A 20238-nucleotide genomic window follows, 5' to 3' on the forward strand; every position below is an offset into this window, starting at 1 on the left:
CCCGAATTCGCTCTCAGATTTTCGGTTGTTGCTGCGTCGCGCAGTGGATGCCTCCACCCGATTCGCCGATCGCATCGATTTCGATCATCTCGATCGTGCGCCCGGGATAGAGCGATTGCAGCATTTCGCGCGCGCGGCCGTCCGCGGCCGTGTCGCCGAACTGCGCCGCGATGACCGCGCCGTTGCAGACGTAATAATTGACATAGCTGGCGACAAAATCGGGCTCGGCCGACCGGATGTCGACCGGATCGGGCAGGCGAAGAATTTCGAGCTTTTGCCCTCGCGCGTCGGTTGACCGCAGCAGGATTTCCAGCGTTTCGTGCCCCGACACCGACCATGGGTCATCGGGGTCGATTTCGTCGCCCAACTGGATCAGCAGCTTGCCTGGCCCGACGAACCGCGCCAGCGCGTCGATATGATAGTCGGTGATGTCCTTGCCCGCGATGCCGGGCGCCCAGATCATTTTCTCGCCGCCGAGCGCCTTGAGCAGCTTTTCGCCGACCTCATCCTGGCTCATCGGGTTGCGGTTGGGATTCACCCAGCAGCTTGCATGCGCGAGCAGCGTTCCCGCGCCATCATGTTCGACCCCGCCCTGCTCCCCGACAAGTCCCGTTTCGATCAGCGGCATTCCCAGCCGCTCGGCCACGCGCCCCGCTATCCGGGCATCATTGGCATGCGGCTGTTTGTTGCCCCAGCCATTGAACCGGATATGCGCGACCGCAAGCTTGCCGGAAGCGTCGCGAACAAAGGTCGGTCCCGAATCGCGGCACCACAGGTCGTCGGTCGGGATGTCCCAAAGTTCGACCTCGCAGGCCAGCAGGGCGCGTGCGCTCGCCGCATCGGCGTTCGCCACCAGCATCGCGACGGGCTCATGGCGAACGATCGTGTTGGCGATCCGTGCGATGGCACGCTGTACGCGCCTTAACGACGCGCGGTCATAGACGTCCAGATTGACCGGCCATTGCATCAGCGTCCGCTCGTGCGGTTCCGATTCCAGCGGCATTTCGTAACGGGCGCCGGCCTGGACCATATTGTCGTTCACCTCGCCGCAGGCCCATATCGCGGGTGCCAATGCCGCGCCCGCGCCGGCGCGCAGAAAATGCCGTCGATCCAACGCTCCACTCCCGCCGTCGCGCGGCTCGTCGCTAACCCAGCCGCGTCTTGAAATCCTCGTAACCGAATTCGCGGATCAGCCGGAGCTTATCGCTTTCGCTGTCCCAAAGCCAGATCGACGGCAGCGGGACGCCATTGAAGGTGTTGGTCTTCACCATCGAATAATGCGCCTGGTCGAGGAAGGCGAAGCGCTGGCCGATGCGCGCGCCGCCGGGCAGACGATAGTCGCCGATGACGTCGCCTGCGAGGCACGACGGGCCGCCGAGGCGTGTCGGCATGCCTTCGCTGCCTTCGCTCAGCATCGCGGGGCGATAGGGGGCCTCGATCACGTCGGGCATGTGACAGGTGGCAGAAATATCGGTGATGCCGATCGGCATGCCATTGTCGAACAGGTCGAGTATTTCGCCCACGAGAATGCCGGCGTCGAGCGCGATCGCCTCGCCGGGTTCGATCATCACGTCACAGTCGGTCGATGCGCGAACCTGTTTCAGGAAGGCGATCAAATCGTCGACCTGATAGTCGGCGCGCGTGACATGGTGCCCGCCGCCGAAGTTGATCCATTTGAGCTGGTTGAAGAAGGGACGCAGCATCGGCTGCACGGCTTCCCATGTCCGCTGGAGCGGCGGAAAATCCTGCTCGCACAGGCTGTGCATATGCACGCCGTCGATGCCCTCCATATGCTCGGGGAGCAGCTGGGTCACCGGGAAGCCGAGGCGGCTGCACGGCGCGGCGGGGTCGTATTTGGCAACCTCGCCCTCGCTGTGCATCGGATTGATGCGCAGGCCAATGTCGAAGGTCACACCCTTGGCGCGAAGCTCGTCGAGCAGCGGGCGGAAACGCGCGATCTGACCGGGCGAGTTGAAGATGAGGTGATCCGACAGCGCCGCGATCTCGGGCAGGTCGGCTTCCTTATAGCCGGCGCAATAAGTCGCGACTTCACCGCCATATTCGCCGCGGCCGAGCCGGGCTTCGTAGAGGCCCGACGCGCAGACGCCGTCGAGATATTCGGCGACCACGGGTCCAAGCGACCACATTGAAAAGGCCTTGAGCGCCGCAAGCACGCGCGCGCCCGACGCATCGCCGATATGGCGGAGCACCGCCAGGTTCGCGCGCACTTTCGCGGCATCGACGACGAAGGCGGGAGAGGGCACGCTGGTCAGGTCGAAGCGGGCAAAGGCTCCGGGGTCGCCGGCACGGGTTTCCATGTCGCTGTATATTCCTGTCAGACCGCAATCGGTCCCTTGAAGATGAAGAACGCCCCCGCCGCAATCAAACCGAAGCCGACGAGGTGGTTCAAGGTCAGCTTCTCACCGAGCCAGAAGACCGCGAACCCGGCGAATATGACCAGTGTGATCACTTCCTGCAAGGTCTTGAGTTCGGCGGCGGTGTAAACGCCGTAACCGATGCGGTTCGCCGGCACGACGAGGCAATATTCGAAAAAGGCAATTCCCCATGCGATCAGCACCGCGAGCCAGATCGGCCGCGACACGGCGCCGAGCTGTCCATACCAGGCGAAGGTCATGAAGATGTTCGATACGAACAACAGGCCGATCGGCGCGAGATAGGCGGTCATTTCTTTTCTTTCGTCAGCGGCAGTACGTCGCGGAGCAGCGCGGCGAAGAAATGCCCCGGCTCCTCGACCATCGGCATATGCGCCGAATGCTCGAGCCAGACGAGCTTCTTCGAGGGTGCCTTGACCTGTCCGAACCACTGGGCCGCCACCGGCGAAGGGACCGTATAGTCGTGCCGTCCGAGCAGGAAGACGAGCGGAACCTCGACCTTCTTCACCTTCGTGAAGCTGACGTCGGCGAGGCGCGGCCAGAGCGTCGTCACCGAAAACTCGCTGCCTTTGCCCCACGCCTGACGATCGGCCTCGCTATATTCGGGCGAAAGGCGCGGGGTCTGGAAATAATATTTGAGATCGGGCTTGTTGTAGATCAGCGAGCCATAGGGGATCGCATATTTGCGCCAGCCATCCGCCTTGGCGATGGTGAAGTCGCCCTGCGGATAGGGTGCGAGCGCGTCGATCGCGGCGACGGCTTCCTTGTTGCCCGCCGCAAGCGCCTTGGCGCGCGTCCACGCCATGCCGGCCTTCTCGCCCTCGCGAAAATCGATGCCCTGGCCGACGCCTACATAGGCGTGAAGCAGGTCGGGGCGTTTGACCGCGACCGACAAGCCGACAATCGAGCCCCAGCTGTGACCCATCAGCACGACCTTGCGCTTCGCGTAGCGCTTCTTGAGCAGTTCGATAAGCTCGATGGCATCGTCGCGATAACGCTCGACCGTCATCGTCGGCGCGAGCGTCGTGGGATCGTTGAGCGGATAGCTGCGCCCCGCACCGCGTTGGTCATATTGCACGACCGTGAAGACATCTTCCCACGGACGCTGAAACGCCCACGCAAAAGGCATTTCGACCGCGCCGGGGCCGCCATGGACGAAAATCAGGATCGGATTGTCGCGGTCCGATCCGCGCACGTTCACAACCTGCCGCGCGCCGCCCAGCGTGACCTCGAAGGTTTCCTGTACCCCGTTCGGCGTGACGATCTTGCCGATGTCGGCGACGATCGCGCGGGCGGGGGCATAGGCGTCGTCGGGTTGGGCCGCCGCAGGCGCGGCGAAAGCAGCAAGCAACGCGAACGCCGCAATTCGCAATTTCATATCAACCACCTCTCGTCATTCCCGCGAAAGCGGGAACCCAGTTCCGCCGTGGCTACTGGGTTCCCGCTTTCGCGGGAATGACGAAAATGGAAGGTCGATCAGAAATCCAGCGGACCGTCGAGTTCCTTCACCTGCCACGGCAGGCCATGCTGGTTCAGCATCTCCATAAAGGGATCGGGATCCATCTGCTCCATGTTGAACACGCCGTCGCCGCTCCACGTGCCGGTGACCATCATTGCCGCCCCGATCATCGCGGGCACGCCCGTGGTGTAGCTCACCGCCTGATTGCCGGTTTCGGCATAGGCGTCCTCATGGTCGCAGATATTGTAGAGGTAGAGCGTCTTTTCCTTTCCGTCCTTGCCAAGGCCGGTCGCGATGACGCCGATGTTGGTCTTGCCCTTGGTCGTCTCGCCGAGGCTCGACGGTTCGGGCAGGACGGCCTTCAGGAACTGCAGCGGGACGATCTCGCGGCCTTCGTAGATCACCGGATCGATGCGCGTCATGCCGACATTCTGCAGCACGGTGAGGTGGGTGATATATGCTTCGCCAAAGGTCATCCAGAAACGGATGCGCTTGATTTCGGGCAGGTGGGTTTTGAGGCTTTCGATCTCCTCATGATACATGAGGTACATCGTCTTCTCGCCCACCGCTTCGAAGTCGAATTTCTGCTTCACCGACATCGGCGGGGTTTCGACCCAGTCGCCATTTTCCCAGTGACGCGCGACCGCGGTGACTTCGCGGATGTTGATCTCGGGATTGAAGTTGGTCGCGAAATGCTGGCCGTGGTCGCCGCCGTTGCAGTCGAGGATGTCAAGCGTGTCGATGCGGTCGAAATGATGCTTCTTGAGCCAGGTCGTGAAGACGCTCGTCACCCCGGGATCGAAGCCCGAGCCGAGCAGCGCCATCAGGCCGGCGTCCTTGAAGCGGTCCTGATACGCCCACTGCCAGTGATATTCGAACTTCGCCTCGTCGCGCGGTTCGTAGTTCGCGGTGTCCATATAATGCGCGCCGGTTGACAGGCACGCCTCCATGATCGTGAGGTCCTGATAGGGGAGCGCGAGGTTCACGACATGCGTCGCGCCGATCGAGCGGATCAGCGCCGCGGTCGCGTCGATATGGTCGGCGTCGACCTCGGCGGTCTTGATCGTGACACCGGTGCGTTCCTTCACCGAGTCGGCGATCGCATCGCACTTGAACTTGCGGCGGCTCGCCAGCGTGATGTCGGGAAAAATGTCGGGGTTCATCGCCATCTTGTGCACCGCGACCGAACCGACGCCGCCTGCGCCGATCACCAGAACCTTGCTCATCGAAAAATCTCCTGCGCCTAGCTATGTGGCTTGTCTTGTATGGCCGGCCCTATAGGACGAAGCCATGACACAGCAAAGCCCCGATCCCCTGCTCGATCCGAACCGCGCACCCACGCTTGCAGGGGTCGAACGCGCCGCGGCGAAAGTCGCTGCATTGCTCCCGCAAACGCCGCTGCTGCCGCTCGAAGTCGACGGCAAGACCATCTGGTGCAAGGCCGAATGCCTGCAGCCCGTCGGCGCGTTCAAGATCCGCGGCGCGTGGCACCGATTGTCCGACCTGACGCCCGAACAGGCGGCGGCGGGCGTCGTCGGCGTGTCGAGCGGCAATCACGCGCAGGGCGTCGCCTGGGCCGCCAAGCGGCTGGGGATCAAGGCGACGATCGTGATGCCGAGCAATGCGCCGGCGATGAAGCTCGCCGCGACGCGCCAATTGGGCGCCGAGGTCGTGCTTTACGACCGCGTCACCGAATCGCGCGATGCGGTCGCGGCGAAATTGCTCGAACAGCGCGGCGGGACGCTCGTCCATGCCTATGGCGACCCGTGGATCATCGAGGGGCAGGGCAGCACCGGGACCGAAGCGAAGGCACAGATGGCCGCGCGCGGGATTGGCGGTCCCGACAAGGTCGTTGCGTGCTGCGGTGGCGGCGGCCTGTCGGCGGGGCTCGCGCTTGCGCTTCCCGATGCCGAGATCGTCGCGGTCGAGCCCGAGGGCTGGGATGATGTGACGCGCAGCCTTGCCGCCGGCGAAATCCTGTCGGTCGAGGATATGGCCTATCCGACCGAGTGCGACGCGCTCCAGACCCCCGAGACTTGGCCGATCAACTTCGCGGTGCTGCAGGCGCGCGGCGTGCGCGGTGTCGTCGTGACGCGGAGCGAAGTGCGCCATGCGATGCGGACGGTGTTCGAGAAACTGCACCTCGTCGTCGAGCCTGGCGGCGCCGCCGCGCTCGCCGCGGTACTCGCGGGCAAGGTGCCACTGACCGACGCGACGCTCGTCACGCTGTCGGGCGGCAATGTCGACCCGTTGAAGTTCGCGGAGATTATCACCGAATAGGCTCGCGGATACTTATCCGCGCCCGAGCGTTTGAACGGGGAAGGAGAAGCATGATGCAGAAGAGTGTAATTTTGGCGAGCGCCGCGGCGCTGGTGCTGTTGGCGGGCTGCGAAAAGGCCGAGGCGCCCGCGCCTGCGCCGACCGATGCCACGACCACCGAGGTTCCGGTCGAAACCATGCCGCCCGAAGGCGCCGAGGCGACCGATCCCGCGACCGCGCCGCATCGCTTTGCGAGCTGGGCGGGCAAATGGACCGGGGTCGAGGGCATGTACGCCACGATCACCCCCGCCGCACCGGGCAAGTATACGCTGGAGATGCAGTCGGACCTCGACACAAAGGGGACCTATGACGGCGAGGACAGCGAGCATGGCATCAAGTTCAAGCGCGGCGCCGAGGAACTGAGTCTGCATCGCGGCAACGGCGACGAAACCGGCCTCAAAAATCTCTTCGGCAAGAAGGAATGCCTGATCGTCAAGACCGGCGAAGGCTATTGCCGCGACTAACATATCTTCGTCATTCCCGCGAAGGCGGGAATCCCGCTAATGCGACAAAAGCGGGATTCCCGCCTTCGCGGGAATGACGAGGAAAGAATTTCACCCATGTCGCCGGATTGTCATCGAACCGGCACGGAAATCGCATGAAAGCCTGCCATGCGCGGCCCCGGATCAACATTGTCCGGGGAACCCATTCGAATGGCCAGCCTACCCAATCGCAAAATCGTCGCCGCCGTCGTTCGCGAGGATGGCGAACAGAAACAACGCCTGCTCGACCGCGCTTTTGCGCTGGCGTTCAAGGGCCTTGTCTATGCACAGATCTGGGAAGACCCGGTCGTCGACATGGAGGCGCTGGCGATCGCGCCGGGCAACCGGATCGCTACGATCGCGAGCGGGGGCTGCAACGTCTTTTCCTATCTGACGGCCGACCCGGTGGAGATCGTCGCGGTCGACCTCAACACCGCGCATGTTGCCCTCAACAATCTAAAACGCGTCGCGATCCAGCGGCTGCCCGATCACGCCAGCCTTCGCCGCTTTTTTGCCGACGCGGACAGCAGCGGGAACATCGCCGACTATCGCGCCTTCGTCCGTCCGCATCTCGACGAGGTGAGCCGGCGCTATTGGGAGGGCCGCGACCTCGTCGGGCGGCGCCGGATCAACGGCTTTGCGCACGGGCTTTACAAGCGCGGATTGCTCGGCAGCTTTATCGGGCTTGCCCATCTGGTCGCGCGGATGCATCGCATCGATCCGCGCCAGTTCCTCGAAGCCAGGACGATCGAGGAACAGCGCGCGATTTTCGAGACGAAGTTTGCGCCTTTCTTCGACCGCAAGTTCATTCGTTGGGTCACCGACCAGCGATCGTCGCTGTTCGGGCTCGGCATCCCGCCGGCCCAATATGACACGCTGGCCGACGGAAAGCCGATGGCCGATGTTCTGCGCGGACGCCTCGAAAAACTAACCTGCGACTTCCCGCTCGAGGACAATTATTTCGCGTGGCAGGCATTTGGCCGCGGCTATGGCAAGGGAGCAGCGGCGTCGCTGCCGCCCTATTTGCAGGCAGTCCATTATGCCGCCGTCCGCGCGCGCGCCGAGCGGGTCACAATGCTGCATGCGAATATGACCGACATGCTGGCGGCCGCCGACGCCGCGAGCTTCGACCGCTATATCTTCCTCGACGCGCAGGACTGGATGAGCGACGCGCAATTGACCGCGCTGTGGAGCGAGGTCGCGCGCACCGCGCGTCCCGGCGCGCGCGTTCTCTTCCGTACCGCTGCCGAACCGACGTTGCTCCCCGGGCGGCTCCCCGACGATCTGCTGCGGCGGTGGGATTATCGCGCGGCTGAATCGCTTGCATTTACGCGGCGCGATCGTTCGGCCATTTATGGCGGGGTCCATCTCTATATCCTGAAAGACTGATGCCATGACCGGGGGGGAGGGTCACGCCGCACGTATGGACGGCGTCTATCGCGGTCAGCGGCATATCTATGACCTGACGCGCAAATATTATCTGCTGGGGCGCGACCGGTTGATCGACGAGCTGACGCCGCCGGTCGGCGGGCATGTGCTGGAAATCGGCTGCGGCACCGGGCGCAACCTGATCGCGGCGGCGCGCTGCTGGCCCGGCGCGAAATTCCATGGCATCGATATTTCGGAAGAAATGCTGAAGACCGCGCGCGCCGCGATCGCCCACGCGGGGCTGACCCGAAGGGTGAGCGTGGCGCAGGCCGACGCGACGGGTTTCGATCCGAACGCGCTGTTCCGCACCGCTAGTTTCGACCGCATCTTTCAAAGCTATACGCTGTCGATGATCCCCGACTGGCAAGGCGCGATCCGCGAAGCGATGTGCCATCTGTCGACCTATGGATCGCTGCACATTGTCGATTTCGGGCAACAGGAGGATATGCCCGACTGGTTCCGCGGTGCGCTGTTCGCCTGGCTCGCACGCTTTCATGTCGAGCCGCGCGCGCTGTTGATCGAAGCCGCGCGCGAGGCTGCGAACGACGCCGGCGCGCGGCTCGCGGTGACGCGCCTTTATCGCGGCTATGCGTGGGCGCTGCGGCTCGACAAACGCCCGCGCTAGCCTTGCCAAGCGGCGCAACAGCTGCTCCTCTCATTTGGGGGAGGCGCAATGACCGATATGATCTTGCCGGCGGGGGTCGCCGAACTGCCGTCGATTGCCGAAACGCTGGCGCAGGCCTTTCAGACCGACCCCGCGCTATCGTGGATCTTGCCCGATCCCGATCATCGCGCCCGCGCGCTCCGCAGCCTGTTTCGGACCCTCGTTCCTGCCGACGCCCGTGCCGGGATCGCGCTGCGCTCGCCGGACGACGAGGCGGCGGCGCTCTGGCGCACACCGGGACAGGCGCATAGCGGTACAGTCGAATTCCTGCGCACCGTGATCCCGCTCGTTGCGACCTTCGGCACCGCCTTGCCGCGCGGGCTGAAGGTGCAGGGCAGCATCGATGCCCACCGGCCCAAGGGGCGCTTCTGGTATCTCCATTATGTCGGCGTCCGCCCCGGGCATCAGGGCAAGGGGCATGGCGGGCGGATTATCCGCGCGCAGACCGCTGTTGCGGATGCCGAAGGTCTGCCCTGTTGGCTGGAGACCGCGACGCCCGAAAATGTACCTCTCTACGAGCGGCTGGGCTTCATCACGCAAGTGGAGTGGGACGTCCCCGGCGGCCCGCATTTCTGGGGCATGAAGCGCCCGTCATCCTGATCGATCAGGACGCCGGGCGCGTCGCGTTGAAGGAAAAGGCGATATCCACCGCGGCGGCGATCGCGTCGGTTGCTGCCCATTCGCCCTGGCCGACACCGAAGGCAGTGCGGTCGATGCGCGCGGTTCCGAAAACACGCGCGCGGTCACCGTCGATACGCAGCGTGAAGCGCAGGGTCGCGGGCTTGCTGGCGCCGCGCAGGTCGAGCGTGCCGCGCGCTTCATATTTGTCCCCGCCAAGGTGGCGGATGTCGCGCGCGGCAAAGACCGCGCTCGGGTGCGCGACGACATCGAAGAAATCGCTGCTCTTCAGCGAATCGTCGCGCTGGCCGTCGCCGGTGTCGGCCGAAGCGAGGTCGACCGTGACGCGAATGGTCGATTTGGCAAGCTCGTCGGGGCTGAAACGGATCGCGGCGCGCCAGCGATCGAAACGGCCATCGACCGCCTCGCCGTTCCAACGCGCCGTAAAGCCGAGCCGTCCGCCGGGCGCGACCGTCCAGTCGGCGAGCGGCTGGGCTGTATCCTCCGGCACTTCCTCCGCCGCCTCGATCGCCGTCGTTTCGTCATCCTTCGCTACGGGAACGGTAGCCGATGTGGTTGGCGTGGCGACCGGAGGCGGCGCCGCTTTTTCGGCAGCGGGCCGGGGCCGTTCGGGATAGACCGTCTGGCCCGCGACAAAAGCAGCACCGACGAGCGCCAGCGCGCCGATGGCGACCCCCGCGGCCTTGCCGCGCGCAAAGGGAAGCATTCGTTGGAGTTCGGGCTTGCCGAGCAGCCACTGGTGACGCAGCGCACCCGCGATATGGAGCGCGAACAGTCCGATCGCGAGCCAAGCCATCGCGCCGTGGATCGATTCCGCGGGCTCGTGCCAGCTCCGGCCAACGGGCAGGTGTGGCCAGGGGATGAGGCCGTAGAGCAAAGTCGGCACCTGAACCCGCGCGGTTGAGACGAGCAGCCACCCCGTGAGGGGGCCGAGGATCATCACCAGGTAGAAAAGCCAGTGGACCGTGCTGGCGAGCGCGCGCGTCCATACCGGGCCGTCGGATGCGGGCGGGCGCGGTGTGAACAGGCGCGCCGCAAGGCGCGCAAGGCTGAGCAGCAGGATCGTGATGCCGATCGATTTGTGCAACTGGTATCGCGCGAACAATTCGGGGCTGTTGTTCCCCTCGAGCGCCCAGCCGAGCGCGATCTGGAAGGCCAGCAGCAGTGCGATGAGCCAGTGAAGCGTGATGGCGGTATAGCTATAACGCTGTGTCGGCATGATAATCTTTCGCGAGCAGGGAGGGATTCGCCCCACACCCTATCGAGTCATGCCGATCTTGTCGAAGGGGCGCTAATCGTCGAAACCGACGAAGCGCACCGCGTCATCGACGCCCTTGCGGTTCGATACCACCGCATTGGCCGGGAAATCGGCATCGGGCCAGCCCATCGCGACGCAGATCATGATGACCTGATCGTCGGGGATGCGCGCATGTTCGCGCACGACGGGGCTTTGCATGATGCCCTGGCTGTTGATCACGCAGCCGAGCCCGCGCGACCAGGCGGCGTTGACCAGCGCGTTGGTGACGGCACCGCAATCGAAGGGCGCGATGTCGCTACCGAGCAGGACGCGGTCATAGGTGACGACGACGCTCACCGGCGCGTCGAACTGGCGGAAACCGCGCAGCACCCAGTCCTGCCGCGCATCCTTGTCGTCGCGCGCGATTCCCATTGCGCCAAAGAGTTGCTTGGCGATCTCGATCTGGCGGCCGCGATGATCGTCGGCGATGCCGTCGAAGCGGCGAAATTCGCGGCTGTCGGGCTTCCCAGCAAGAATGCCTTCGGTGTTGCCCCGCCGGATCGCCGCGAGCGGCGCGCCGGTGACGACCGAGAAATTCCAGCACTGGTTATTGAACGAGGAGGGCGCGCGCATCGCGACCTCAAGGATCTCGGCGATCAGCGTCTTGGGTACGGGCTTGTCGAGGAAGCCGCGGATCGAGCGGCGTCCGACGACGACGTCATCGAAACCGGGTGCCGTCGTCACGCGGCCTTCTGAAGCTGCAGTTCGAGGCGGTCCCAGATCTCGACCAGCGCGCTCGTCAGCTCGCGCATCATCGCCTCGTCATGCGCCGGCCCCGGGGTGAAGCGCAGGCGTTCGGTGCCGCGCGGCACGGTCGGGAAATTGATCGGCTGCACATAGACGCCATATTCGGCGAGCAGGATATCGCTGATCTTCTTCGCGCGCACCGGGTCGCCGACCATCAGCGGGACGATGTGCGTCGTCGAATCCATCACCGGCAGGCCGGCGTCGCGGAAGCATTGCTTGAGGTAAGCCGCGGCTTCCTGCTGCGCGTCGCGCTCGACGCTCGACGCCTTCAGGTGGCGCACGCTCGCGAGCACACCCGCGACGAGCACCGGCGACAGGCTGGTCGTGAAGATGAAGCCCGGCGCATAGCTGCGGATCACGTCGATGATATTCTTGTCGGCGGCGATATAGCCGCCCATCACGCCGAACGCCTTGCCGAGCGTGCCCTCGATGATGGTGATGCGATCGGCCGCTTCATCGCGGTCCGAAATGCCGCCGCCGCGCGGGCCGTACATGCCGACGGCATGGACTTCGTCGCAATAGGTCAGCGCATTATATTTGTCGGCGAGGTCACAGATCGCGTGGATCGGGGCGACGTCGCCGTCCATCGAATAGACGCTTTCGAACGCGATCAGCTTCGCCGCCTCGGGATCGTCGGCGGCGAGCAGTTCCTCGAGATGTTCGAGGTCGTTGTGCCGCCACACGCGCTTTTCGCAGCCCGAGTTGCGGATGCCCGCGATCATCGACGCGTGGTTGAGTTCGTCCGAATAGATGATGCAGTTCGGGAGCAGCTTGCCGAGCGTGCCGAGCGTCGCTTCGTTCGAGATATAGCCCGAGGTGAAGAGCAGCGCGCCGTCCTTGCCGTGGAGGTCGGCGAGTTCGTGCTCGAGGTCGATATGGTAGTGCGTATTGCCGCCGATGTTGCGCGTACCGCCCGAACCCGCGCCGACGTCGTGCAGCGCGCCTTCCATCGCCTCGATGACCTTGGGATGCTGGCCCATCGCGAGATAATCGTTCGAGCACCACACGGTGATCGGCTTCGGCCCGTTATGGCCGGCAAAGCAGCGTGCGTTCGGAAAAGCACCGCGATTACGCAGGATGTCGATAAAGACGCGGTAGCGTCCTTCTTCATGCAGCCGGTCGATTGCCCGAGCGAAGATGTCGTTATAGTTCACGTTTCAGCCCCGCAGTCAGGTGCTAATGCAGCTGTTTAACCGCTCCCTCCGGCGGTTATTAACAGGCGGGCCAATAACGCCGAATCTGGCTGAAATCCAGTGCGAACGATTCGCAACTTATGGGACAAATTGTCCTATCAGATCGTCTCGATCGAGCCGATGCCATAGGGAGCCAGCGCGGCGAGCGGCGAGGGCGGGTGGTCGTCGCTGCGGGTAAAGACCGCGACACCGGGGGCGGCCGCGGCGGGCCACGGCTGGCCTTCGGTCAGATAGGCGATGCGCCGTGCGATGCCCGCGGCGCCATCAATCAGGGTCACTTCCGGCCCCGCCGCAGCCTGCAATTCGTCCTGCAACAACGGAAAATGCGTGCAGGCGAGGACGATCACGTCGATCCGGTCGCCGCCGGGCTGGTCGCGCAGGCCCGCAATCGCGCGCGCGATCACGTGGGGATCGACCGCCTCGCCGCGCAGCTTCGCCTCGGCGCCGGTGACGAGGCCGGGGCTCCCGTGGCGCAGCACGGTCTTGCCGGCGGCAAACTTGGCGCTGAGGTCGTCGACATAGGGCTGGCGTACTGTCGCCTCGGTCCCGAGCACGCCGATGACGCCGCTTTTGGTCAGCTCGGCGGCGGGCTTGATCGCGGGCACCGTCCCGACGATCGGCAGGTCGAGTGCGGCGCGGACATGGGCGAGCGCGATCGTCGAAGCGGTGTTGCACGCGATGACCGCGAGCCGTGGCTGATAGCGTTCGACGAGTCGCCCGAGCAGCGCGGGCACCCGCGCGGCGAGTTCGTCGTTGCTCTTCTTGCCATAGGGCAGCCCGGCATAATCGGCGGCGTAGACGAACGGCGCGGTCGGAAGCAGCGCGCGGGTTGGACCCAGCACGGTGAGCCCGCCAAGGCCGCTGTCGAAGAAGAGAATGGGGGCATCGGGCGCGGGAGCGTTCATGGGCTTTCGCCTAGCAGCGCAAAGAGCGGTGCTCAATTGCTTCCCGTCGCCCCTCGAACGCGGGGGCGACGGGTTAATCCGTTTTGGCGGCCAACTTGTTCGAATCCGTTGATTGCATCGTCCAACATCGCCACACTGGCGCCGAACGGAGCGGGGAGCGTCATGACTTTATATTTGCTGATTGCCGCGGGCTACCTGTTGGGATCGATCCCGTTCGGCGTCATCCTGACGCGCCTGTTCGGTGCGGGCGACCTCCGCCAGATCGGGTCGGGCAATATCGGGGCGACCAATGTGTTGCGCACCGGGCGCAAGGGGCTGGCGGCGGCGACGCTGATCCTCGACGGCGCAAAGGGCGCTGTCGCGGTGCTGCTCGCGCGCCATTTCGTCCCCGAACTCGGCGACCATGCCGCGATGATCGCGGGCGCCGCGGCGATGATCGGCCATTGCTATCCCGTGTGGCTGAAATTCCGCGGCGGGAAGGGCGTTGCGACATTGCTGGGCCTTGCGCTCGCGCTCGCCTGGCCGATCGGGCTGGTGTTCGCCGTCGTGTGGCTCGGCACCGTCCTGTTGCTCCGCATCTCGTCGCTCGGCGGGATACTCGGCGCGGTGTCGGCACCGATCGCCGCGCTCGCCTTCGGCCATCAGGTCTATGCCATTGGCCTTGCCGGTCTCGCGGTGATCGTATTGTGGCGGCACCGCGAAAATATCGCACGGCTGCGCGCCGGGACCGAGCCGCGGGTCGGCGGAAAGAAAGACGGCCCCAAAGGAGCCGGCGGAGCGTGACCGACGCCGAACGGCTGGCGCGGCTGCGGCTGATCCGCACGCCGCATGTCGGCCCGGTCAGCTGGCACCAGTTGATGCTGCGTTTCGGGTCGGGCGAGGCCGCGCTCAATGCGCTGCCCGATCTCGTCCTGCGCGGCGGGGCAGGGAAGGCGCGCATCGCACCGGTCGAGGTCGCCGAGCGTGAGATCGAGCGCGTGGCCCAATTGGGCGCGCGCCATATCTTCAGCGACGAGGATGATTATTCGCCGATGCTGCGCGAGGTCGAGGGGGCGCCGCCCGTCGTCGTCGTGCGCGGCGATACCGCGATGCTGCGGCGCCCGTGCGTCGCGATCGTCGGCGCGCGCAATGCGTCGGCGATCGCGTGCCGCTTCGCGCGGCAGCTCGCCGCCGATCTGGCGGCGCGCGACGTGACCGTGATTAGCGGGCTGGCGCGCGGGGTCGACACCGCCGCGCATATCGGCGCGCTCGGCGGATCGACCGTTGGCGTCATCGCGAGCGGAATCGACATCGCCTTTCCGCCCGAAAACGCCGCGCTGCAGGAAAAGATCGCGAGCGACCAATTGCTGATCGCCGAACAGCCGCCCGGAACCGAGCCGCTCGCGCGTCACTTCCCGTCGCGTAACCGCATCATCGCGGGGATCGCGCACGGCACGGTGGTAATCGAAGCCGCGCCCCGGTCGGGATCGCTGATCACCGCGCGCCGAGCCGGCGACTATGGCCGCGAGGTGATGGCGGTGCCGGGCTCGCCGCTCGACCCGCGCGCGCAGGGCTGCAACATGCTGATCCGCGAGGGCGCGACGCTGATCCAGACGGTCGACGATGTGCTCGAAGCGGTCGGGCCGATCGACGCGCGCATGGTCCGCGAACCGGTGCAGCGTTACGCCGCCGCGCCCGCGCCGATCGATGCCGGCGAGGGCGAACGCCGGTCGCTGATCGACCTGCTCGGCCCGACGCCCGTCGCGGTCGATGAGCTGGTGCGGCAGTCGGGGCAGGCGGCGGCGACCGTCCAGCTCGTCCTGCTCGAACTCGAGCTGGCGGGGCGCGTCGAGCGCCATGCCGGAGCGAAGATTTCGCTCGTATGACCCGACGATCGGGAAATCATCCGCAGCGTCGGCAAATATGACGCGGGCAAATGCCTCCTGCCCACCGATTTCAAATGGCAGGCAGTTGATGCAAAATCCGGCTTGACGGAATCAAGCGATCCCCGCCACCCTCGCACGCAGTCGGGCGAAGGGGGAACGTCGGTAAATGCAATATGATGCGAGTTTGCTCGTCCCCACTTTGCGGCGGACATGGGATATGGCGGTCGCCATGCCGGGCACCGTTTTGGTTGCCTGGCTGGCAACCGCGACAGCGGGGGTTGCGTCGGATGTTGCCATCGAGCGGACGGGTGGCAACGGCAGCGGAATCCTGATTGTCTATGGCATTGCCATCACCTTCGTTCAGGTCTGGATCACCCGCGAAGCCCTTGCGCAGGCTGGAATTGCCGCCGCCATGTCGGCCGCCAATTCGCTGAGCGTCTATTTGCAGGGCCTGTTGGTCGGGCTCGGCGTGTTGTTGGGGCTCGTCCTCCTGATATTGCCCGGGCTCTATGTCTTTGCGCGCTGGTATCTCGCCGGCGCGTTGCTCGTGCGCGACGAGGGCGGCCGCCGCGCGGCGATGCAGCGGAGCTGGGATATGCTTGCGGTGCATTGGCCCGCCGCGCTTGGCGTCGGGTTGATCCTGTTCGCGCTATCGGTGGCGCCGTTGGCGGTCGAGATCGCGGCGCCGGCTCTGGCGTTTGAATATGGGTTCGGGTGGCTGGTGGCGACGAATCTGGCCGCGGCGATCGGTATTGTGGGGAGCTATCTGGCCGCGGTGGCGCTGCTCTTGAACATCGAGCAACCGGCATCGACGTTACAGGAAATTTTCGGTTGACGCGGCGCCCGTCGGCGCCACCCTCACGCGTACGTACGTAAGGGACAGCTAGGACTAAAGGTTTTTCATGCAATTGGTAATTGTGGAATCGCCCGCAAAGGCGAAGACGATCGAGAAATATCTGGGGCGCGATTTCAAAGTGCTGGCGTCCTACGGCCATGTCCGCGACCTGCCGCCCAAGGACGGGTCGGTCGATCCCGACGACGGCTTCGCGATGCAGTGGCAGCTGTATCCCGACAAGACGAAGCGGATGAAGGAAATCCAGGACGCGGCGAAGACCGCCGACCGATTGATTCTCGCGACTGACCCTGATCGCGAGGGCGAAGCGATCAGCTGGCACGTGCAGGAATTGCTGCGCAGCAAAAAGGCGCTCCCCGCCGAGGTCGACCGCGTCACCTTCAACGCGATCACCAAGGATGCGGTGCTCACCGCGATGGCGCAGCCGCGCGCGCTCGACGACGATCTGATCGACGCCTATCGTGCCCGCCGCGCGCTCGACTATCTCGTCGGCTTCACCCTGTCGCCGGTGCTGTGGCGCAAGCTGCCCGGCGCCAAGTCGGCGGGCCGCGTCCAGTCGGTGACGCTGCGCATGATCGTCGAACGCGAGCGCGAAATCGAAGCCTTTGTTGCGCAGCAATATTGGTCGATCACCGGCCTGTTCGAAATGTCGGGCACGCCGTTCAAGGCGCGCCTTGCGCAATGGCGCGGCGACAAGATCGAGCGGCTGTCGATCACCAGCGAAGCCGATGCGCGCGCCGCCGAAGCCGATGTGAAGGCGGGGCATTTCACGGTCGATGCGGTCGAGACCAAGCCGCTCACGCGCAACCCGCCGCCGCCCTTCACGACGTCGACGCTGCAACAGGAGGCCGCGCGCAAGCTGGGTTTTTCCGCCAGCCACACGATGCGGGTCGCGCAAGGACTCTATGAAGACGGCGCGATCACTTACATGCGAACCGACGGCGTCCAGATGGACGGTGCCGCGATCAGCGTGGCGCGTGCCGCGATCGCGAACCGCTATGACGGCGGCTATGTCCCTGACAAGCCGCGTCTCTATCAGACCAAGGCAAAAAATGCCCAGGAGGCGCACGAAGCGATCCGTCCGACCGACTTTTCAAAAGACAAGGCGGGCAGCGGCGATCATGCGCGGCTGTACGAGCTGATCTGGAAGCGCGCGATGGCGAGCCAGATGGCCTCGGCGCGGTTGGAGCGGACCAGCATCGACCTGACCGACGGCACCGGAAAAACGATGATGCGCGCCACCGGACAGGTCATCAAATTTCCCGGCTTTCTGGCGCTGTACGACGAAGGCCGCGACGACAGCAACGACGATGACGACGCACGCCTGCTGCCCGCCATGGCCAGGGGCGATGCACCCGCGAAGACGGGGGTCGAGGTCGAAAGCCACGAAACCCAGCCGCCGCCGCGCTATTCCGAAGCCAGCATGGTCAAGAAGATGGAAGAGCTGGGGATTGGGCGTCCTTCGACCTGGGCGGCGATCCTGCAGGTTCTGAAGGATCGCGCCTATGTGACGGTCGAAAAGAATCGCTTCATTCCGGAAGAAAGCGGGCGGTTGCTGACGGCGTTCCTCGAACGCTTTTTTGCGCGCTATGTCGAATATGATTACACCGCCGGGCTCGAGGAAGAGCTCGACGACGTGTCGGGCGGCCGCGCACAGTGGCAGGCGGTGCTCGAACGCTTCTGGCGCGACTTTAAGCCGCGCACCGGCGAGGTGATGGAGCAGAAGCCGTCGGAGATTACCGCGGCGCTCGACGAATTCCTCGGCCCCTATCTCTTCCCCGACAAGGGCGACGGCAGCGACCCGCGCATCTGCCCCAATTGCGGCACCGGCAAGCTGGCGCTGCGCGGCGGCAAGTTCGGGCCGTTCATCGCGTGCAGCAATTACCCCGACTGCAAATATACACGGAAATTTGCGCAGCCGGGCGGCAGTGACGGTGCCGATACCGGCCCCGAGACGATGGGCACCGACCCCGAGTCCGGGCTGGAGGTTACCAAGCGCAGCGGGCGTTTCGGTCCCTATATCCAGCTCGGCGACGGCAAGGAGGCAAAGCGCTCGTCGATCCCGAAGGATATCCCGGGCGAGGATTTCGATCTCGATTATGCGAGCCGGCTCTTGAACCTGCCGCGCGAGGTCGGGGTGCACCCCGAAAGCGGCAAGCCGATCATGGCGGGGCTGGGGCGCTATGGCCCCTATCTGCTTCACGACGGCAAATATGCGAAGCTGACCGGCACCGCCGAAATCTTTGACATCGGCATGAACACCGCGGTCGTCCGCATCGCCGAAGCGGCAGCCGGCGGCGGGCGCGGCCGCACCAAGGCCGAACCGCTCAACACCTTCGGCCCGCATCCGACGAGCGGCGGCGAGATGAAGCTGATGGAAGGACGCTTCGGTCCCTATGTCACCGACGGCACGACCAACGCGACGCTGCCCAAGAGCGCCGACACCGCGACGCTGACGCTCGAAGAGGCGATCGCGCTGATCGACGCACGCGCGGCAAAGGGGCCGGCGAAGGGCAAGAAGAAAGCAGCGCCAAAGAAGGCTGCGGCGAAGAAGGCCCCAGCCAAGAAAGCGCCTGCAAAGAAGGCTCCGGCGAAGAAGAAGGCGGCCGAATAACGCCGGCGGACAGGCGTTCGCCCCTTTATCTCGTCATTCCCGCGAAAGCGGGAACCCAGCTGCAACAGTTGCTCGCTGGGTTCCCGCTTTCGCGGGAATGACGAATTTTTGGGGGACGTTACAGTCCGCGTTCCCGTCGCTGCCAAGCCGTGTTACGGTGGTCACCCGGGAGACTGTCCATGCGCCACCTGCTTGCCGCCGCCCTGCTTACCATATTCTCGGTATTTTCGTTGCCCGCCGCGGCGCAGTCTTCCCGATATTTGATCTCCGCCCAGCCCATGACCGACGCGCCGCCGGGCGTGCAGGCGTGGCGCGTGCAATATTGGACCACCAACGGAAGTGGGACGCGCTTCGCCGTTACCGGCATTGTCGCTGCGCCGATGGAGGCGATCCCGCCGCGTCCGCGCCGCGTGATCGCCTGGACCCACGGCGCCTGGGGCGTCGCCGAGAAATGCGCGCCCTCGCTCAGCCCGAATTTCTTCGCCGCCACCGCGGGGATCGATGCGGTGCGCAGCGGTTATGTCGTCGTCGCGCCCGATTATATCGGCCTTGCCAACCCGACGATGCATCCGTTCCTCGTCGGCCCGGACACAGCGCAGTCGGTCCTCGACGGCGTGCGTGCGGCGCGCGAAATCCCCGGCGCTGCTGCCGGCGCCGATTTTGCGGTCTGGGGTGAATCGCAGGGAGGCCATGCAGCGCTCTGGACCGCAATCGCCGCGCGGTCCTATGCCCCCGATTTGCGGCTCATCGCGACCGCGGCGGCGGCCCCGCCAACCGATCTCGCCGCCAATCTCCGCGAAGGCAGCGACAAGAATGCGCGCGCGCTGCTCTTGTCCTTCACGCTGCACAGCTGGTCGACGCTCTACGGCTTTTCCCTCGACTCGATCGCCAACCGTACGAACCAGGGCATCATTCACCGGCTCGCCGAGAATAATTGCGTGAGCTTCGACAAGAAGCCGAAGCTCGGCACCATCCTCGGCATCCTCACCATCGTCCGCGCAACGAAGAACAAGGATATCGCGCAGATCGAGCCCTTCGGCTCCTTCGCGCGCACCAACAGCGTCGATCCCGCGCGCGTGCCGGGACCGCTGCTGATCGCGCAGAGCCGCAACGACACGATCGTCGCACCGGCGGTCACGCGCAAGTTCGCCAAATCGGTCTGCCGGCGCGGAACGCCGCTGCGCTGGATCGACATGACCGGCGATCACGGGGCAAGCGCGCGCGAAAGTTCGCAGGAAACGATCGGCTGGATCACCTCGCGCTTCGATGGCAACCCGCCGCCGAACGACTGCCGGCGGATTTAACTCCTCTGTTCGTCATCCTCGCTGAGGCGGGGATCAAGTTTCGGCGACCGCGAGGAAAAGGCGGGATTCCCGCATT

The 20238-nt window shown here is 65.0% G+C and carries 19 protein-coding genes; 10 read left to right on the forward strand and 9 right to left on the reverse strand.

Annotation, left to right across the window (positions count from 1 at the left end; translation table 11 throughout):
- Nucleotides 1–13: 13 nt before the first annotated feature.
- The 5 genes from ATE70_RS14140 to ATE70_RS14160 all read right to left on the reverse strand — a co-directional run bounded on the left by ATE70_RS14140 (nucleotide 14) and on the right by ATE70_RS14160 (nucleotide 5078).
- Nucleotides 14–1114 carry an agmatine deiminase family protein gene (locus tag ATE70_RS14140; RefSeq protein ID WP_058538522.1) on the reverse strand — a complete coding sequence of 367 codons (1101 nt, stop codon included), beginning with the start codon at nucleotides 1112–1114 and terminating at the stop codon, nucleotides 14–16.
- A 31-nt stretch (nucleotides 1115–1145) separates the two neighbouring features.
- The gene (locus tag ATE70_RS14145; RefSeq protein ID WP_058538523.1) at nucleotides 1146–2318 is read right to left on the reverse strand and encodes a carboxynorspermidine decarboxylase; all 1173 of its coding nucleotides are present in this window, start codon (nucleotides 2316–2318) and stop codon (nucleotides 1146–1148) included.
- A 17-nt stretch (nucleotides 2319–2335) separates the two neighbouring features.
- On the reverse strand, nucleotides 2336–2686 hold the full coding sequence (locus ATE70_RS14150) for a DMT family protein (protein ID WP_056374698.1): 351 nt from the start codon (nucleotides 2684–2686) through the stop codon (nucleotides 2336–2338).
- Nucleotides 2683–3771, reverse strand: a complete 1089-nt coding sequence (locus tag ATE70_RS14155) for an alpha/beta fold hydrolase (RefSeq protein ID WP_058538524.1) — start codon at nucleotides 3769–3771, stop codon at nucleotides 2683–2685. Before ATE70_RS14155 ends, ATE70_RS14150 begins: the two co-directional genes overlap by 4 nt.
- 98 nt (nucleotides 3772–3869) lie before the next feature.
- A complete protein-coding gene (locus ATE70_RS14160) occupies nucleotides 3870–5078 on the reverse strand; it encodes a saccharopine dehydrogenase family protein (RefSeq protein ID WP_058538525.1) in 1209 nt (402 codons plus the stop codon).
- Between the two features lie 64 nt (nucleotides 5079–5142).
- On the opposite strand from ATE70_RS14160, the gene ATE70_RS14165 reads away from it, so the two are divergent.
- From ATE70_RS14165 to ATE70_RS14185, 5 genes are all read left to right on the forward strand, one after another.
- Nucleotides 5143–6132 (forward strand): threonine ammonia-lyase, encoded by a 990-nt coding sequence (locus tag ATE70_RS14165; RefSeq protein ID WP_058538526.1) that lies wholly within the window; start codon nucleotides 5143–5145, stop codon nucleotides 6130–6132.
- A 50-nt stretch (nucleotides 6133–6182) separates the two neighbouring features.
- Nucleotides 6183–6635 (forward strand): hypothetical protein, encoded by a 453-nt coding sequence (locus tag ATE70_RS14170; RefSeq protein ID WP_231732697.1) that lies wholly within the window; start codon nucleotides 6183–6185, stop codon nucleotides 6633–6635.
- 189 nt (nucleotides 6636–6824) lie between these two features.
- Entirely contained in the window at nucleotides 6825–8042 is a 1218-nt protein-coding gene (locus tag ATE70_RS14175) for a DUF3419 family protein (protein ID WP_058538527.1), read from the forward strand.
- A 4-nt stretch (nucleotides 8043–8046) separates the two neighbouring features.
- Nucleotides 8047–8706: a class I SAM-dependent methyltransferase gene (locus ATE70_RS14180; protein ID WP_058538528.1), complete on the forward strand. Its 660-nt coding sequence runs from the start codon at nucleotides 8047–8049 to the stop codon at nucleotides 8704–8706.
- Nucleotides 8707–8754: 48 nt separating this feature from the next.
- Nucleotides 8755–9345, forward strand: a complete 591-nt coding sequence (locus tag ATE70_RS14185; protein WP_058538529.1) for a GNAT family N-acetyltransferase — start codon at nucleotides 8755–8757, stop codon at nucleotides 9343–9345.
- Nucleotides 9346–9349: 4 nt separating this feature from the next.
- On the opposite strand, the gene ATE70_RS14190 is transcribed toward ATE70_RS14185, so the two are convergent.
- From ATE70_RS14190 to murI, 4 genes are all read right to left on the reverse strand, one after another.
- Nucleotides 9350–10603, reverse strand: a complete 1254-nt coding sequence (locus ATE70_RS14190; RefSeq protein ID WP_058538530.1) for a YceI family protein — start codon at nucleotides 10601–10603, stop codon at nucleotides 9350–9352.
- 72 nt (nucleotides 10604–10675) lie between these two features.
- Complete coding sequence (locus ATE70_RS14195) at nucleotides 10676–11365, reverse strand: nitroreductase family protein (RefSeq protein WP_058538531.1); 690 nt, start codon at nucleotides 11363–11365, stop codon at nucleotides 10676–10678.
- Nucleotides 11362–12582: a 5-aminolevulinate synthase gene (hemA, locus tag ATE70_RS14200; protein WP_058538532.1), complete on the reverse strand. Its 1221-nt coding sequence runs from the start codon at nucleotides 12580–12582 to the stop codon at nucleotides 11362–11364. Before hemA ends, ATE70_RS14195 begins: the two co-directional genes overlap by 4 nt.
- A 137-nt stretch (nucleotides 12583–12719) precedes the next feature.
- Nucleotides 12720–13526: a glutamate racemase gene (murI, locus tag ATE70_RS14205; protein WP_058538533.1), complete on the reverse strand. Its 807-nt coding sequence runs from the start codon at nucleotides 13524–13526 to the stop codon at nucleotides 12720–12722.
- A 162-nt stretch (nucleotides 13527–13688) separates the two neighbouring features.
- Here murI and plsY point away from each other — a divergent pair, with 162 nt between their 5' ends.
- The 5 genes from plsY (at nucleotide 13689) to ATE70_RS14230 (ending at nucleotide 20162) form a co-directional block, all read left to right on the forward strand.
- Nucleotides 13689–14309 (forward strand): glycerol-3-phosphate 1-O-acyltransferase PlsY, encoded by a 621-nt coding sequence (gene plsY / locus ATE70_RS14210; RefSeq protein ID WP_058538534.1) that lies wholly within the window; start codon nucleotides 13689–13691, stop codon nucleotides 14307–14309.
- Complete coding sequence (gene dprA, locus ATE70_RS14215; protein WP_058538535.1) at nucleotides 14306–15391, forward strand: DNA-processing protein DprA; 1086 nt, start codon at nucleotides 14306–14308, stop codon at nucleotides 15389–15391. The genes plsY and dprA overlap by 4 nt, the downstream gene beginning before the upstream one ends.
- A 166-nt stretch (nucleotides 15392–15557) precedes the next feature.
- Nucleotides 15558–16226: a hypothetical protein gene (locus ATE70_RS14220; RefSeq protein WP_058801137.1), complete on the forward strand. Its 669-nt coding sequence runs from the start codon at nucleotides 15558–15560 to the stop codon at nucleotides 16224–16226.
- Between the two features lie 67 nt (nucleotides 16227–16293).
- Complete coding sequence (gene topA, locus ATE70_RS14225; RefSeq protein ID WP_058538537.1) at nucleotides 16294–18858, forward strand: type I DNA topoisomerase; 2565 nt, start codon at nucleotides 16294–16296, stop codon at nucleotides 18856–18858.
- A 278-nt stretch (nucleotides 18859–19136) separates the two neighbouring features.
- Nucleotides 19137–20162, forward strand: a complete 1026-nt coding sequence (locus ATE70_RS14230) for a lipase family protein (protein ID WP_058540038.1) — start codon at nucleotides 19137–19139, stop codon at nucleotides 20160–20162.
- The last annotated feature ends 76 nt before the right edge of the window (nucleotides 20163–20238 follow it).

Source organism: Sphingopyxis sp. H053 (genome assembly GCF_001468225.1).
GTDB lineage: Bacteria > Pseudomonadota > Alphaproteobacteria > Sphingomonadales > Sphingomonadaceae > Sphingopyxis.

Coding starts and splice junctions, on each gene's coding strand:
- ATE70_RS14170 (WP_231732697.1), top strand. CDS start 6,183: ATGATGCAGAAGAGTGTAATTTTGGCGAGCGCCGCGGCGCTGGTGCTG.
- topA (WP_058538537.1), top strand. CDS start 16,294: ATGCAATTGGTAATTGTGGAATCGCCCGCAAAGGCGAAGACGATCGAG.
- ATE70_RS14230 (WP_058540038.1), top strand. CDS start 19,137: ATGACCGACGCGCCGCCGGGCGTGCAGGCGTGGCGCGTGCAATATTGG.
- murI (WP_058538533.1), bottom strand. CDS start 13,526: ATGAACGCTCCCGCGCCCGATGCCCCCATTCTCTTCTTCGACAGCGGC.
- ATE70_RS14180 (WP_058538528.1), top strand. CDS start 8,047: ATGACCGGGGGGGAGGGTCACGCCGCACGTATGGACGGCGTCTATCGC.
- ATE70_RS14165 (WP_058538526.1), top strand. CDS start 5,143: ATGACACAGCAAAGCCCCGATCCCCTGCTCGATCCGAACCGCGCACCC.
- plsY (WP_058538534.1), top strand. CDS start 13,689: ATGACTTTATATTTGCTGATTGCCGCGGGCTACCTGTTGGGATCGATC.
- ATE70_RS14190 (WP_058538530.1), bottom strand. CDS start 10,603: ATGCCGACACAGCGTTATAGCTATACCGCCATCACGCTTCACTGGCTC.
- ATE70_RS14155 (WP_058538524.1), bottom strand. CDS start 3,771: ATGAAATTGCGAATTGCGGCGTTCGCGTTGCTTGCTGCTTTCGCCGCG.
- ATE70_RS14185 (WP_058538529.1), top strand. CDS start 8,755: ATGACCGATATGATCTTGCCGGCGGGGGTCGCCGAACTGCCGTCGATT.
- ATE70_RS14150 (WP_056374698.1), bottom strand. CDS start 2,686: ATGACCGCCTATCTCGCGCCGATCGGCCTGTTGTTCGTATCGAACATC.
- ATE70_RS14145 (WP_058538523.1), bottom strand. CDS start 2,318: ATGGAAACCCGTGCCGGCGACCCCGGAGCCTTTGCCCGCTTCGACCTG.
- ATE70_RS14175 (WP_058538527.1), top strand. CDS start 6,825: ATGGCCAGCCTACCCAATCGCAAAATCGTCGCCGCCGTCGTTCGCGAG.
- ATE70_RS14160 (WP_058538525.1), bottom strand. CDS start 5,078: ATGAGCAAGGTTCTGGTGATCGGCGCAGGCGGCGTCGGTTCGGTCGCG.
- ATE70_RS14220 (WP_058801137.1), top strand. CDS start 15,558: ATGCAATATGATGCGAGTTTGCTCGTCCCCACTTTGCGGCGGACATGG.